The organism is Tateyamaria pelophila (assembly GCF_019966495.1).
GTDB lineage: Bacteria > Pseudomonadota > Alphaproteobacteria > Rhodobacterales > Rhodobacteraceae > Tateyamaria > Tateyamaria pelophila.
Genome location: NZ_JAIMIA010000034.1, coordinates 1 through 13,780, shown reverse-complemented (window position 1 = coordinate 13,780; position 13,780 = coordinate 1). Strand labels below are relative to the sequence as shown.

The 13,780-nt window shown below is 60.4% G+C and carries 11 protein-coding genes; 3 read left to right on the top strand and 8 right to left on the bottom strand.

The genetic code is table 11. From position 1 onward, the window contains the following. Nucleotides 1-7 precede the first annotated feature (7 nt). Both mnmD and LC354_RS12480 read left to right on the top strand, forming a co-directional pair. The gene (mnmD, locus tag LC354_RS12485; RefSeq protein WP_223424266.1) at nucleotides 8-679 is read left to right on the top strand and encodes a tRNA (5-methylaminomethyl-2-thiouridine)(34)-methyltransferase MnmD; all 672 of its coding nucleotides are present in this window, start codon (nucleotides 8-10) and stop codon (nucleotides 677-679) included. Then, nucleotides 676-1,545, top strand: a complete 870-nt coding sequence (locus tag LC354_RS12480; protein ID WP_223424264.1) for a DMT family transporter — start codon at nucleotides 676-678, stop codon at nucleotides 1,543-1,545. Before mnmD ends, LC354_RS12480 begins: the two co-directional genes overlap by 4 nt. Here LC354_RS12480 and LC354_RS12475 read toward each other — a convergent pair. After that, nucleotides 1,510-3,480, bottom strand: coding sequence for a lytic transglycosylase domain-containing protein (locus LC354_RS12475; protein WP_223424262.1), 1,971 nt, complete (start codon nucleotides 3,478-3,480; stop codon nucleotides 1,510-1,512). The genes LC354_RS12480 and LC354_RS12475 overlap by 36 nt on opposite strands. A 137-nt stretch (nucleotides 3,481-3,617) precedes the next feature. On the opposite strand from LC354_RS12475, the gene dapA reads away from it, so the two are divergent. Then, entirely contained in the window at nucleotides 3,618-4,490 is an 873-nt protein-coding gene (gene dapA, locus LC354_RS12470; RefSeq protein WP_223424260.1) for a 4-hydroxy-tetrahydrodipicolinate synthase, read from the top strand. A 37-nt stretch (nucleotides 4,491-4,527) separates the two neighbouring features. Here dapA and LC354_RS12465 read toward each other — a convergent pair whose 3' ends face one another. The 7 genes from LC354_RS12465 to pdxR form a co-directional block, all read right to left on the bottom strand. Then, on the bottom strand, nucleotides 4,528-5,400 hold the full coding sequence (locus LC354_RS12465) for a dimethyl sulfoxide reductase anchor subunit family protein (RefSeq protein WP_223424258.1): 873 nt from the start codon (nucleotides 5,398-5,400) through the stop codon (nucleotides 4,528-4,530). Next, the gene (locus LC354_RS12460) at nucleotides 5,400-6,158 is read right to left on the bottom strand and encodes a 4Fe-4S dicluster domain-containing protein (RefSeq protein WP_223424257.1); all 759 of its coding nucleotides are present in this window, start codon (nucleotides 6,156-6,158) and stop codon (nucleotides 5,400-5,402) included. Before LC354_RS12460 ends, LC354_RS12465 begins: the two co-directional genes overlap by 1 nt. Continuing rightward, nucleotides 6,155-6,382, bottom strand: coding sequence for a hypothetical protein (locus LC354_RS12455; protein ID WP_223424255.1), 228 nt, complete (start codon nucleotides 6,380-6,382; stop codon nucleotides 6,155-6,157). Before LC354_RS12455 ends, LC354_RS12460 begins: the two co-directional genes overlap by 4 nt. Continuing rightward, nucleotides 6,379-9,189: a molybdopterin oxidoreductase family protein gene (locus LC354_RS12450; RefSeq protein WP_223424253.1), complete on the bottom strand. Its 2,811-nt coding sequence runs from the start codon at nucleotides 9,187-9,189 to the stop codon at nucleotides 6,379-6,381. Before LC354_RS12450 ends, LC354_RS12455 begins: the two co-directional genes overlap by 4 nt. After that, a complete protein-coding gene (pta, locus tag LC354_RS12445) occupies nucleotides 9,186-10,199 on the bottom strand; it encodes a phosphate acetyltransferase (RefSeq protein WP_223424251.1) in 1,014 nt (337 codons plus the stop codon). Before pta ends, LC354_RS12450 begins: the two co-directional genes overlap by 4 nt. Nucleotides 10,200-10,236: 37 nt before the next feature. Then, nucleotides 10,237-12,018 carry a sulfoacetaldehyde acetyltransferase gene (gene xsc, locus LC354_RS12440; protein WP_223424250.1) on the bottom strand — a complete coding sequence of 594 codons (1,782 nt, stop codon included), beginning with the start codon at nucleotides 12,016-12,018 and terminating at the stop codon, nucleotides 10,237-10,239. Between the two features lie 112 nt (nucleotides 12,019-12,130). Further along, on the bottom strand, nucleotides 12,131-13,588 hold the full coding sequence (pdxR, locus tag LC354_RS12435) for a MocR-like pyridoxine biosynthesis transcription factor PdxR (protein WP_223424248.1): 1,458 nt from the start codon (nucleotides 13,586-13,588) through the stop codon (nucleotides 12,131-12,133). Between the last annotated feature and the right edge of the window lie 192 nt (nucleotides 13,589-13,780).

The following is a 13,780-nucleotide window of genomic DNA, read 5'->3' as shown; positions in this document are numbered from 1 at the left end:
GCGCAGGATGCAGGGCCAGCAAGCTCAGTTGGAATGGCGGGACGGCGTTGTGCCGGTGTCGACCCGTTTTGATGATCCCTATTTCAGCCTCGACAACGGTCTGGCCGAGACAAGGCATGTCTTTTTACGCGGCAACGATCTGCCTGTCCGGTTTTGCAATGAGTTCCACATCGCCGAGTTGGGCTTTGGCACGGGTTTGAATTTTCTGGCGACATGGGCCGAGTGGCGGGCCGCAGGCGTGACGGGCAGATTACAGTTCACCAGCTTCGAGGCCTTCCCGTTGGTGCCGAAGGACATGGAAACCGCCTTGGCGGCGTTTCCGGCGTTGGCGGATTTGGCGGGAGAAATGGTGGCAGCGATGCGCACCGGGGATGATGTGTTCACGTTTGACGATGCCGTTCTCTGCCTTGTGCAAGGAGACGCACGCGAGACCTTGCCGGACTGGTCAGGATCGGCCGACGCCTGGTATCTGGACGGATTTTCACCCGCCAAGAACCCCGAACTTTGGGGGGCAGACCTGATGCAGCAGGTGGCCACGCATACGAAACCAAAGGGCACGGCGGCGACCTATACGGCCGCCGGATTTGTCCGCCGCGGACTGCAAGACGCAGGGTTCACCGTTGAACGCGTTCCCGGCTATGGCCGCAAGCGACACATGACCCGGGCCATGCTGGGATGAGCGCGGGCAACAACACGCGCCTCGGGATTGCGCTGATGATTGCGGTTTCGGTTGTGTTTGCAAGTCAGGACGGGATTTCCCGACATCTGGCGAGCGAATACAACGTGTACATGGTCGTCATGATCCGCTTTTGGTTCTTTGCGGCCTTCGCGATCACGATTTCCGCGCGCAAGGCCGGCGGGGTCATGGCCGCGGCGCGCACAACGCGCCCGGTGATCCAGACGTTGCGGGGTGTACTGCTGGCCACCCAGATTTGCGTGATGGTCACGTCGTTCACAATATTGGGGCTGGTCGAAAGCCACGCGGTGTTTTCGGCCTATCCCTTGTTGATCGCGGCCCTGTCCGGGCCGATCCTTGGTGAGTATGTGGGCTGGCGGCGCTGGGTGGCGATCGGGATTGGCTTCATCGGCGTTCTTTTCATTCTCAAACCAGGTCTGGGCGTGTTCAATCCCGAAGCGATCATTCCCTTGATCGCAGCGGTGATGTTCGCGACCTACGGGCTTTTGACCCGCTACGTTTCGCGGGATGATCCGACGGCGACCAGCTTTTTCTGGACAGGTACCGTGGGTGCCGTCGCTATCACAACAGTCGGAATTTGGTTCTGGGAGCCCATGACGGGTGGTGACTGGATGTGGATGGGGGCGCTATGCGTCACCGGATCGGTGGGCCATTGGCTATTGATCCGGTGCTATGAGGTTGCGGAGGTCAGCGCGGTGCAGCCATTCGCCTATTTCCAGTTGGTGTTTGCATCTGCCGTGGGCATCACCGTCTTTGGTGAGGCATTGCAGATGAACGTGCTGATCGGCGCAGGGATTGTCGTGGCGGCGGGCCTATTCACCCTGTGGCGCGAACGACAACAGGGTTGAGCCGGTCAATTCCGCGCTGAAGGGGATCGGCAGCGGGTCCTTGCCCAGCCGAGCGCGATAGACCGGCAGGCTTTCTGCGACGCGCATCACATAGTTCTGAGTCTCGCGAAACGGGATATGTTCGATCCAGTCAATCACGTCGAAATCCGTCGTACCCTGTCGCGGATCCCCAAACAGGGTCATCCAGCGATCCGGTCGGCTGGGCCCCGCGTTGTAAGCCGCCGACATCAAGACAACGTTGCCACCGAACCGCCCTGCAAGCTGGGACAGAAACGCGGCGCCCAGTTCTGCATTGTAGACGGGGTCGGAGATCAGGCGGCCGGTGCTGTGTTCACCCCCCCGGCCCAGACCGGTGGCGACCTCTCGCGCTGTCTCTGGCATGATCTGCATGAGCCCGCGCGCGCCGACCCCGCTTTGGACAGAGGGATCAAATTCGCTTTCGCGCCGCGCAATGGCGAGGTTCATTTCCGGCGCCATGGGCAGGTTCGCCTGTGCCAGCGGGTGCAGGGGATAATAGGTGGCATCCAGTGTAATGCCGCGGGTTGCGACGCGCTTGGCGATCATGACAGCTAGGTGGGGCTGACCTGCGTCGATGGCCGCTTGTCCCAATTGCCCGGCCTCCGCGCGGTCAAGGTCTTCGGCCAGATGGGTCCAGAAGCGTTCCGCGACGCTCAACTCGCCAGAAGCCTGCAACAGCAGCCCCGCCTCGAAAAGGTCGCGGCTTGCCAGATCAGAGGTGCGCCAGTCGTCAAAAACCTCGGCCCCGTACAGATCGGGATCGAAAGGGAGATTGCCGCGCTCAGCGGCCAGCAAACCGTAAAAGGACGATTGGAATTTCGCACCGTCCGCGTAGGCCGCTTGCGCCGCGACTTCATCGCCCAACGCCTCATAGGCCCGGCCCATCCAATAGCCCGCCCGCCCGCGCGAGATCGGAGAGGTGATGGCCGCGCGGTGGTTCTGGAAGTGTCCAAGCGCCGTTTGCGGATCGTTCAGCAAGCGCAAGGCAATGTAGCCCGACAACCACTCCAGATCCGCATAGGAAGCACCTTCCGACAGAAAGTGCCTCGATGCGAGCTGATAGGCCAGCGCAGGATCCCCGTCGCGCATTTCATCACGGGCGAGCGCACGGCGGCGCTGGGCCCAAGCTTCGGGTTCCCCAAGGCTTTCGGCAGAGGCGGAGCGCTGGCGCAGCAGGTCCTTGGCATCCGCCCAGCGACCTTTGCGGACGCGCCATTCGAACCGGGCATGCGCAAGACCCGGATCATCCGCGAGCGAGTCTGGCACGGCCGCAATGAGGCTGTCGACGGATTTCGACAGCGCCCGCAGACCCAGTCGGGCTTCGGCCAGCGCCTGATGGCCCGGGGGTACAAGATAGAACATCCGCCTTGCGCTGGCCGTTTCCCCGGCCCAGAGCATCGCGTCCAACCGGGCCACATGATGCGGGGCCAGCAAGGCGGCATGTCTGCTCAGGTATTGCGCCTGCGCTGCGTTATCCATGGCAACGGTCCGCCACTCCAGAACCAGGTTGGCCTCGGCCAGACCGGTGGACCCCTCCCGCGCGAGCGCTTCAGCATGGGCCAGTACGCCTTCGGGGCTTTGAGCGATGTCTTGTGCAAAAAACGCGAGGATCGCGGCATCTCCCTGTTCGAGCACCACGGGTTCGGATTGGCGGCGCAAATAGGCTTCGCCGGGCCAGTTCGGGCGGCGCTCCAGAAAGGCGATGACGTCGGAATAGCTGCCGCGCCCTGCGCGCAACCGATGCCATTCGATCACGTCAGCGGCGACGGGACCGTCCCGTGCGGCCAATTGGGCGGCTGTTTCCCAGTTGCCCGCGCGCATCGCGTCAAACGCCCAGCCCAAAGGGCGGGGACGTTCGGCCAGTGCGGCAACAGCGGATGCAAAAAGCAGTATAAGGGCGACGGCGAAGCGGCTCATCTCTTGCATTTCCTGTCTGTGCAAGGCTAGAGCCTAACAGCATATCTCTGAACCGTGGGGTTTCAACTCACGATCCGGATAGATGCAGTATTCATCCCAGGCCGATCGCCTGCCACACGTAAAAAAGGAGCGTGAGAATGTTTAAAGGTTCTATGCCTGCCCTCGTCACGCCGTTTCGTAACGGCGCTTTGGATCTGGAAACGCTCAAGAAGCTGGTCGAATGGCATATCGGGGAAGGCACCAGCGGGTTTGTCCCTGTCGGCACCACCGGTGAAAGCCCGACCCTGACGCATGAAGAGCATGAACTGGTTATTGAGACGGTGGTCAAGGCAACGACCGGCCGTGTCCCCGTGATCGCGGGCGCCGGGTCGAACAACACAGTCGAGGCGATGCGCTTTGTCCAGTTCGCCGAGAAGGTCGGCGCGGATGCCGCACTTGTGGTCACGCCCTATTACAACAAGCCAACACAACGCGGATTGATTGCACATTTCACAGCGTTGCATGACTGCGCCGATATCCCGATCATCATCTACAATATCCCGGGCCGTTCGGTCATCGACATGACGCCCGAGACTATGGGTGAACTGGCCAAATTGCCGCGCATTGTGGGCGTGAAGGATGCGACCGGGGATTTGTCGCGCGTGGGCGATACCCGGATTACATGTGGCAAGGACTTTGTTCAGTTGACCGGCGAAGACGCGACCGCGCATGCCTTCAACGCCTGCGGCGGTGTCGGTGCAATCTCGGTGACGGCAAACGTGGCCCCCAAATTGATGAGCCAGATGCAGGCGGCTTGTGCGGCGGGGGATTATACCAAAGCGCTGGAGTTGCAAGACCGCCTGATGCCACTTCACAAGGCGATCTTTACCGAACCGGGATTGGTTGGCGTAAAATATGCGATGTCGCGACTCGATCTGTGTTCCGAAGAGGTCCGGCTGCCGCTGACATGCTTGTCGGATGACACCAAGGCTCTGGTTGACGCGGCGTTGGTGCATGCCGGATTGATGTAGCGCAGGGCGGACGACACGCCCGCCTTACACAAAATGTCTAGCGTTTCCCGTAGTAGAGGCCGACCACATGCTCGGCCTCTGCAAAAAACAACCATCGTGAGGCAAGCGCGCCGGCCACGTGACTGATCACTGCCAGCAGGACCAACCAGTGCGAAAACGGCGCGATGAGCAAGGCGATTGGAATCACCGCAAAGAGCACGATCGAAATCACACGCAGCTTCAGGCTGTGTTTGCGTCCGACCACAAAAGCGAATTCCTTGAGGAGATAGTTCGTCCCGGTATGGGGCGGCTCAAAGGCGCGTACCGACCCGTTTTGGCCCAAGCCCGTGGCGGTCGCCAATGACGTGCCCGATGCCTCCAGTGCGCCGTCGCCCACCACCCAAAGCGCGATTTGCAGCAGGGCCGCAATGGCGATCAGGGCCATGGCAGCGTGGATCTCTCCCGCCAGCAATGCGCCCGCAGCTACGGAGAAGCTGAGAAACATTGCCGGTGTTCCGGGGGAATGCCAGCGCGGGACGGATTCCAACTGGGTGTAGATCATCGATGTCGTGTAGACGGTCGCAATGGAAAACACTGCGCCTATGACGCCGAAAAAGCCCCACCGGACGTCGAAAAAGACAAGCCCGATGCCATAGATCGCCATGAAGCACAGCGCGAGCACGGCACACCATCCTTCGCGGCTGAGCCAGGACGACCGCCATTGGGTGAATGCCTTGAGCGCGCGTTCGGGGTGGCCGAGATGAAAGGTTGACGCAACCAAGCCGCCCACGGCGCAGAGATACGCGATCACAAAGAACACAAAGGCGTTCCATCCAAAGACGTGCGGGACGCCAAAGCCCAGAAAGGTCAGGAGGCCAAAACCCACGCCGCTGAATACGGAAAAGAAGATAACGGATGGAGCGGGATGCATCAGAGTTTCTCCAGCGTTTTGTCGAGCCAGCCAAGGAAGCCTTTGGCCTCTTGCGCCACGGGTTCGAGGTAGGGGGCCAGAATGTCGATGTCGCCTGCACCCTCGGAAAGCGTATCCTTGGGGCGGGGCGGCAGATATTTGTTGACCGGTTTGGTGCCTTGTTCAGGCATCAGATCGATACCGCCGCGTTCCGCGACCAGTTTCGACACGTTGCTGTCGGGGTCGGCGAAGTCTCCAAAATGCCGTGCGTTCGATGGGCAAGTACGCACGCAGGCCGGTTCACGATCCACCTCGGGGAGGTTTTCGTTATAGATCCGGTCCACGCAGAGGGTACATTTCTTCATCACCTTTTCGACGGCATCCATTTCGCGCGCACCGTAGGGGCAGGCCCAGGCGCAGAGGCCGCAGCCGATGCAGTCGCTTTCGTTGACCAGAACGATGCCATCCTCGACCCGCTTGTAGCTGGCACCCGTGGGGCAGACTGTGACGCAGGGGGCGTCCTCGCAATGCAGGCAGGATTTGGGGAAGTGGATGAGTTGTGCGGTGCCCTGTTCCGGTTGCACCTCGTAACTGTGCACGCGGTTGAGGAACGTGCCCGAAGGGTCCGCGCCGTAAGGATCGGTGTCGGATAACGGCGCGCCGTAGTTTTCGGTATTCCAGCCTTTGCAGGAGATCACGCAGGCGTGGCAGCCGACGCAGGTGTCAAGGTCGATGACAAGCCCGAGTTTCCTGGCTGTGGTTTGGGGGAGTTGTGTCATGTCGCTGTCCCCTTGCTGATCCCGGCAAGACTGGGGCTCTGCCCCAGACCCCGGAGTTTATTTGGCAAGATGAAAAGGGATGCCTTGTGAGTGCTGGTATTGATCAGGTGGCCGATCGGTTGGGTTTTTGACTTGTCCCAGTTTGCGATGAACCAGATGAAAAGGCTGAGCGCCAACGCGACAAAGGCGGCGATAGCCAGAAGGGTGCGTTGAATGGGTGTCATTTGCCGACCTTCCAGGACAGGGTTTCCGGACCTTGGCCGACCGGTGATTTGATCGGTTGCATGACCGGTTGGCTTTCGTTTGGGGCGGTGGCTTTTTCAAGCCGCACCTTCAGGTCGAACCAAGCGGCCTGGCCTGTGATCGGGTCCGAGTTGGCCCATCGCAGGCCGTCGCCTTTGGGGGGCAGCAACTCGTGGATCAGGTGGTTGAGCAGGAAGCCGCGGGTCGCTTCGGGCGCATCATTGTCGAGCGCCCACGCGCCCTTGCGCTTGCCGATCGCGTTCCAGGTCCAGATCGTGTTTTCGTTGAGGGCGGCCATTTCCATAACCGGCACTGTGGTTTCGCCGTGTGGTGAGGTGACCTTGGCCCAGTCGCCATCCGTCAGGTTGTTTTCCTTCATCAGCTTCGTGGGCAGATAGAGCGGGTTGTGGCCGTGCAACTGCCGTAACCACGCGTTTTGCGACCCCCATGAGTGATACATCGCCATGGGGCGTTGCGTCAGTGCGGTGATTGGGAAGTCGTCGACCTTGTTGTCGGGTGCAGGGTCATACCAGATCGGCAGCGGATCCATGGTGGCCTTGATCCGTTCGCGCAGATGGTCGGGCGGCTGGCGATCTCCGTGCCCCTCAGCGGCCAGTTGGAATTTGCGCATTGGCTCGACATAGAGCGAAAACAGGTAGGGTTGCGGGCTATCGAAGAGGCCCATGCCCACGGCCCAGTCCTGGTAGGCGGTGTTCCAGGGTTTGTAGTAATTGGCTCCTTCGGGGATGTGTTCGACGAAAAAGCCGCCGTTTTCAATGTATTTGTCGAGTTGATCCGGGTTCACGTCGCCGCGCCCGGTCTTTGTGCCGTCGCCCCGGAAGCCCGCAAGTGGGCCAATGCCGGGTTTGCGGATGTGATTGACGATATAGTCGCCGTAATCCGCGTATTTCTGGCTGCCGTCCTCGTTGACAAAGCCGGGCAGGTTCAGTTTTGCGCCAAGCTCACAGAGTACCGATTGGAAGCCGCGCACGTCGCGGTCAGGTTCGATCACGGGCCAGCGGATGGCATCGGCGGCGGCGTCCGCCTCGCAGATCGGGCGATCCAGCAGCGAGATACAGTCATGCCGTTCCAGATATGTGGTGTCGGGCAGGATCAGGTCGGCATAGGCCACCATTTCCGAGCTGTAGGCATCGGAATAGATGATCCGCGGGATGACGTAATCGCCGTTTTCATCCTTGTCGGTCAGCATCTCCATTACGCCGCCGGTGTTCATGGAGGAGTTCCACGACATGTTGGCCATATACATGAAGAGCGTGTCGATCTTGTAGGGGTCGCCCGCATGCGCGTTCGAGATGACCATGTGCATCAGCCCATGCGCGGACATGGGGTTTTCCCAAGTAAATGCCTTGTCGATCCGCGCGGGGCTGCCGTCGTCTTTGAGCGCCAGATCATCCGGCCCATGGACAAAGCCCAAGTGGGGGCCGTCAAGCGGCGCGCCGGGGGTGACTTTGCAATGCGGTTTGGGGTGAACCGTGGCCGGTTTGGGGTAGGGAGGTTTGAATCGGAAGCCGCCGGGCACTTCGACGCTGCCCAGAATGATCTGCAATACGTGCAGGGCGCGGCAGGTCTGGAAGCCATTGGCATGCGCCGAAATTCCGCGCATCGAATGGAAGCTGACGGGGCGACCTTGCATCTTGGCGTGCGTCTCGCCGCGGAAATCGGTCCATTCGACGTCCAATTCAAACGCTTCCTCAAAGGCGACGCGGGCGATTTCGTTGGCGATCGCGCGAATGCGGCGGGCGGAAATGCCTGTGCGTTCGGCCACCGCCTCCGGTGCGTAGTCGTTGCTCAGGTAGCGGTCGGCCATGTGGTGCATGACGGTGCGGTGGGTAATGCCATCGGCCTCGTGCGTGGCCGTGAGGTCAGGTTTGACGCCCTTTTGGTCAAAGGGCGTCAGTTTGCCTGTGGCCCGGTCCATGACCAGTTCCTTGCCTGCGTCGTCGCGCAGCAACAGGCCAAATTCAGCAGAGCCTTCGTCCCCATTCACCAGGCAGGACGCGTTGGTGTAGCGCGCAAGGTAGTCGACGTCGATCTTGCCGGCCTTCATCAGGCAGTGGATGAGCGACAGGATAAAGAGCCCGTCGGTGCCGGGCGTGATGCCGATCCAATCGTCGGCGACGGCGTTGTATCCCGTGCGGATCGGGTTCACGCCGATGACGCGGGCACCGCGCGCCTTGATCTTGCCGATCCCCATCTTGATCGGGTTGCTGTCGTGATCTTCGGCGACGCCGAACAGCATGAAGAGTTTGGTGTGATCCCAATCGGGCTGGCCAAACTCCCAGAATGCGCCGCCCATGGTGTAGATACCGGCCGCCGCCATGTTGACCGAACAGAAGCCGCCATGGGCCGCATAGTTGGGGGTGCCGAAGTTTTGCGCCCAGAACGACGTAAAGCTTTGCGACTGATCGCGGCCGGTGAAAAAGGCCAGCTTGGACGGGTCATCCTTGCGGATCGGTTCCAGCCATTCCGTGGCGAGGTTCAGCGCTTCGTCCCAGCTGATTTCCTGAAATTCACCCGAGCCGCGCGGGCCGACCCGCTTCAATGGCGCTTGTAGCCGCGACGGGGCGTTGACCTGCATGATGCCGGCAGAGCCTTTGGCACACAGGACGCCCTTGTTTACGGGGTGGTCCCGGTTGCCTTCGATGTAGGCGACCTTGCCATCCTTCAGGTGCACGTTGATGCCGCAGCGACATGCGCACATGTAACAGGTTGTCTTGCGAATCTCGTCGGAGACTTTGGGCGACAGATCAAGCTTGGGCTGGTTCATGTGGTCCCTTTCAGGGCGGCGGATTGCAGGACGGTCACGGCGATCATGTGCAGGACATCGTCCGCTGTGCAACCCCGGCTGAGGTCGTTGGCGGGTTTGGCAAGGCCCTGCAGGATCGGGCCGATGGCGGTGCAGCCGCCGATCCGTTGGGCGATCTTGTAACCGATGTTTCCCGCATCAAGGTTGGGGAAAATCATGACGTTGGCGTGGCCCGCGACGGCTGAGCCCTTGGCTTTGGACGCGCCAATCTCCGGCACGAAGGCGGCATCGAATTGGAGTTCGCCATCCGTATCAAGGTCAGGATGCGCGTCAAGCAGGATCTGGGCGGCATCGGTGACCTTGGTCACATCTGGATGTCGTGCGCTGCCTTTGGTGGAGAAGGAGAGCAGCGCTACTTTGGGTGTTTCGCCAATCAGTGCGCGAAAAGATGTGGCGGACTGCACCGCGATAGCGGCCAGTTCGGGGGCGGAGGGATCAATGACCAGCCCGCTGTCCGAAAAGATCATCGCATTTCGACCCGAGGGGTGGTTTTCGGGCAGCACCATCAGGAAAAAGCTGGAAACAAGGGCCGCGTCGGGAGCTTTGCCGATGACCTGTAAGGCCGCACGCACGGTATCGGACGTTGTGGCGATGGCACCGCCCACTGTGCCATCGGCGTGACCGAGGCGGACGAGCATTGCGGCAAACACGAGCGGATCACGGGTCAGCGTTTCCGCCTGTTCCGGCGTGACGCCTTTGTGCTTGCGCAATTCAAAAAATGCGGAGGCAATGTCAGCCGCAAGGGGATGATTGGCCGGATCCGCGATCTGCAATTTGTCGGACGGAGCCCCACCGGCCTGTTTTACGGCCAACGCAACAGTGACAGTCTCCCCGACCAGCGTAACGGTGCCAAGTCCGGCAGAAACAGCCTGAATGGCGGCAGCCACAATCCGGGGATCGTGGCCTTCGCTCAATACGATATGCGCAGGAAGGGCCGCGGCGCGCGACTGGAGGTCGTCCAGAACGCTCATGCAGCCCACCCCGAATGTGTTGTCAGACGCACGGGATTTACGCGCCGACCTGAGGCCGCATGTCATCCTTGCTGATGCCAGCAACGGCAACGGGTTTTTTCATCGCATCCCGACGGAAGGGGTCGCCCAGTTCCTGGTTGATCATCGCTTCGATCAGGGTGGTGATCCCGTTTTCCATCTGGTCCTTGATGGCCTGTGCCAAGGCGGCTGTCAGTTCGTCCTGTGTGCGGGCCACGACGCCTTTGAGACCGCAGGCGTTTGCGATGCCGGCATAGGAGACGTCTTCGTCCAGTTCTGTTCCAACGAAGTTGTCGTCGAACCAAAGTGTCGAGTTCCGCTTTTCAGCGCCCCATTGGTAGTTGCGGAAGACGATCTGTGTGATGGCGGGCCAGTCACCGCGACCAATGGCCGTGAGTTCGTTGACGGAGATGCCAAAGGCGCCGTCGCCTGCAAAGCCCACGACGGGCACGTCAGGTTTGCCGATTTTGGCACCGACGATCGAAGGCAATCCGTATCCGCAGGGGCCGAAAAGGCCCGGCGCCAGATATTTACGGCTTTCGTTGAACGACGGATAGGCGTTGCCGATGGCACAGTTGTTGCCGATGTCGGAGGAAATGATCGCCTCGACGGGCAGGGCCGCCTGAATTGCGCGCCACGCCATGCGCGGTGCCATCCAGTCGGGCTTGGCCGCACGGGCACGCACGTTCCAGTCTGTGCCGGGATCGTCCTGCTCTTCGGTCATCGAGGTCAGTTCCTGTGCCCAGGCCGACTTCGTTGTCGCGATGGTATTTTTACGCTCGGATCGATTGGTGTCACCCGCATCGTCGGACAGTTGTGCCGTGATGCCTTTGGCAACCTTGGCGGCATCGCCCACGATCCCGACGGTGACCTTCTTTGTCAGGCCAATGCGATCAGGGTTCAGGTCAACCTGAATGATCTTGGCATCCGTTGGCCAATAGTCGATGCCGTAGCCGGGCAGGGTGGAGAACGGGTTGAGGCGGGTGCCAAGGCACAGGACGACGTCTGCCTGGCTGATCAGCTGCATGCCTGCTTTGGAGCCGTTATAGCCCAGAGGGCCCGCGAACAACGGGTGGTTGCCCGGGAACGCATCGTTGTGCTGGTAGCCCACGCAAACCGGCGCATCGAGGCGTTCGGCCAGAATACGGGAAGCTTCGATGCCACCTTTGGACAGGACCGCGCCTGCGCCGTTCAGGATAACGGGGAATTTGGCTTCGCTCAGCATCTTGGCTGCGTCCGCAACAGCGGCGTCGCCGCCCTGCGGCAGTTCAAAATCGACGATCACGGGCAGTTCGATGTCGATGACTTGCGTCCAGAAGTCACGCGGCACATTGATCTGTGCCGGAGCAGAGGCGCGCTTGGCTTGCATGATCACGCGATTCAGCGTTTCGGCAATCCGCGACGGGTCACGAACCTCTTCCTGATAGGCGACGCAATCGGCGAACAGGTTCATCTGCTCCATTTCCTGGAAACCGCCCTGACCAATGGTCTTGTTCGCGGCCTGAGGTGTCACCAGCAGAACCGGCGTGTGGTTCCAGTAGGCGGTTTTGACAGCGGTGACGAAGTTGGTGATGCCGGGACCGTTCTGGGCAATCATCATGCACATCTTGCCGGTAGCGCGGGTGAACCCGTCGGCCATCATGCCGCCCGATGTTTCGTGGGCGCAGTCCCAGAACTTGATGCCCGCATCCGGGAAAATATCGGAAATCGGCATCATGGCGGATCCGATGATTCCGAATGCATTGTCGATGCCATGCATCTGAAGTGTTTTTACAAAAGCTTCTTCGGTCGTCATTTTCATGTGGCAACTCTCCGGGAATGAGGGCGTCGAATCGCCCGTATGCGTTGAACGCAGGTTAGAGGCCCGCGCTTGGCAGCGTTAGGGCCAGATGAGACTGCGAATTAGGTCCAGGTCATGATCCGATATGTTCCGCGATCAATCCGATGCCCGCCCTGATCCGTTCGGTCGGGATTGATGAGTAACCCAATCGGTAGTAGCGGCGGGTATCTTCGGGTTTGGTAAAGAATGCGTGGCCCGGTTCAATGAGAACACCGTCCGCCTTGAGGCGGGACGCCAAGGCACGTGTATCAACAGTTTCGGGCGCGCGCATCCAATAGGACGAGCCTCCAAACGCGCCCTGGCCTGCAATTTCAAGCCCGTGTGCGTTGATGGCGGATTGCATCTCTTGCCGCCTGGTATGGAGCGCCGCACCCATTTTTCGGATTTGGGCATCATAATGCCCCATCGACAGAAAATAGGCCGCCGTGCGCTGGATATGACCCGGAGGGTGACGCAGAACCGACGTGCGCAGGGCGCGCGCCTCGCGGACGAACGGCTCGGAGCCGACAAGATAGCCAAGCCGCAGGCCCGGAAACAGGGATTTTGAGAAGCTGCCAACATAGATCACGCGTCCATCCACATCCATCGACTTGAGGGCGGGCGAGGGTGGTTCCAGAAACGACATCTCGAATTCGTAATCGTCTTCTACGATCAACGCATCAAGCTCGCGCGCCCTGTCGAGCAGTTGTTGCCGCCGCGCCATCGGCATGGTCGCGGTCGTCGGGCATTGATGGCTGGGGGTGGTAAAGATGACATCCGTGTCGGGCGGAATCGCGTCCGAAGGCAGCCCGTCACGGTCAACCCGCACCGGCGCCAGATGGCAGCGCGATTGTGTCAGCACTTCGCGCAATGCGGGATAACAGGGGTCTTCGAATGCAGCGGTACGCCGCTGGGTCAACAGGACTTGAGCCGCCAGCCAGAGCGCGTTTTGCGCGCCGAGCGTGATCAGGATCTGGTCTGAATTTGCGGCGATCCCGCGTCGTGGCAAGGTGTTGCGCTGGATGAATTCAATCAGTTGGGGATCATCCTGATCGTAATAGTCGGACGTGAGCGCCGAGAAGTCGCGCTGCCCCAGAGCTTGAATGGCACATTGCCGCCAATTCGCGTGGTCAAATAATTTCGGATCGGTTTGGCCATAGATGAACGGATAGCGAAAGCGCGCCCAGTCCAGCGGCTTGCTCAGCACCTGTCCGCCTGAAAACCGTTGTCCGATGGCGCGCGTCCAATCCACCGCGTCTCCGGGCATGTTCTGGGGCTGATAGATCGGCGGGACGGGTGCATTTGTCGACACATAGTACCCGGACCGGCCGCGCGCCGTAAGGTAATCCGAAGCGACCAGTTCCGTATAGGCCAGTGTGACCGTGATGCGGCTGATGCCGAGGTGATGCGCCAGTTTTCGGGTCGAAGGCAGTTTTTCTCCCGTGCCGAAGCGCCCCGACAAAATGCCATGTGCAATCATTTGCTGGACCTGGCTTTGCAGGGTGCCCTGATGATTGGGCGTAAGAAAGAAGGTTTCGACGGGAAGGGCCATTGGAAGACTGTATTCTGGTCTTAAGTTGATTTCAATCTGGCGTTAAATCCGATTGAAAAGCGTGTCGTCCGCTTGATTGGTTCCTGCCACGTGTAAGAAAAATGAAACCTTTGGTCCGACATTCCCCAAGTGGCCTGCCATCTGACGCGAAGATCGCCTGATCAGGCCTGCGGATCAAGTATCTTTTACCTC

Bases quoted from the DNA above. Each gene is read 5' to 3' on its own strand.
- mnmD (WP_223424266.1), top strand. From the start codon at position 8: ATGCAGGGCCAGCAAGCTCAGTTGGAATGGCGGGACGGCGTTGTGCCG.
- LC354_RS12480 (WP_223424264.1), top strand. From the start codon at position 676: ATGAGCGCGGGCAACAACACGCGCCTCGGGATTGCGCTGATGATTGCG.
- LC354_RS12475 (WP_223424262.1), bottom strand. From the start codon at position 3,480: ATGAGCCGCTTCGCCGTCGCCCTTATACTGCTTTTTGCATCCGCTGTT.
- dapA (WP_223424260.1), top strand. From the start codon at position 3,618: ATGTTTAAAGGTTCTATGCCTGCCCTCGTCACGCCGTTTCGTAACGGC.
- LC354_RS12465 (WP_223424258.1), bottom strand. From the start codon at position 5,400: ATGCATCCCGCTCCATCCGTTATCTTCTTTTCCGTATTCAGCGGCGTG.
- LC354_RS12460 (WP_223424257.1), bottom strand. From the start codon at position 6,158: ATGACACAACTCCCCCAAACCACAGCCAGGAAACTCGGGCTTGTCATC.
- LC354_RS12455 (WP_223424255.1), bottom strand. From the start codon at position 6,382: ATGACACCCATTCAACGCACCCTTCTGGCTATCGCCGCCTTTGTCGCG.
- LC354_RS12450 (WP_223424253.1), bottom strand. From the start codon at position 9,189: ATGAACCAGCCCAAGCTTGATCTGTCGCCCAAAGTCTCCGACGAGATT.
- pta (WP_223424251.1), bottom strand. From the start codon at position 10,199: ATGAGCGTTCTGGACGACCTCCAGTCGCGCGCCGCGGCCCTTCCTGCG.
- xsc (WP_223424250.1), bottom strand. From the start codon at position 12,018: ATGAAAATGACGACCGAAGAAGCTTTTGTAAAAACACTTCAGATGCAT.
- pdxR (WP_223424248.1), bottom strand. From the start codon at position 13,588: ATGGCCCTTCCCGTCGAAACCTTCTTTCTTACGCCCAATCATCAGGGC.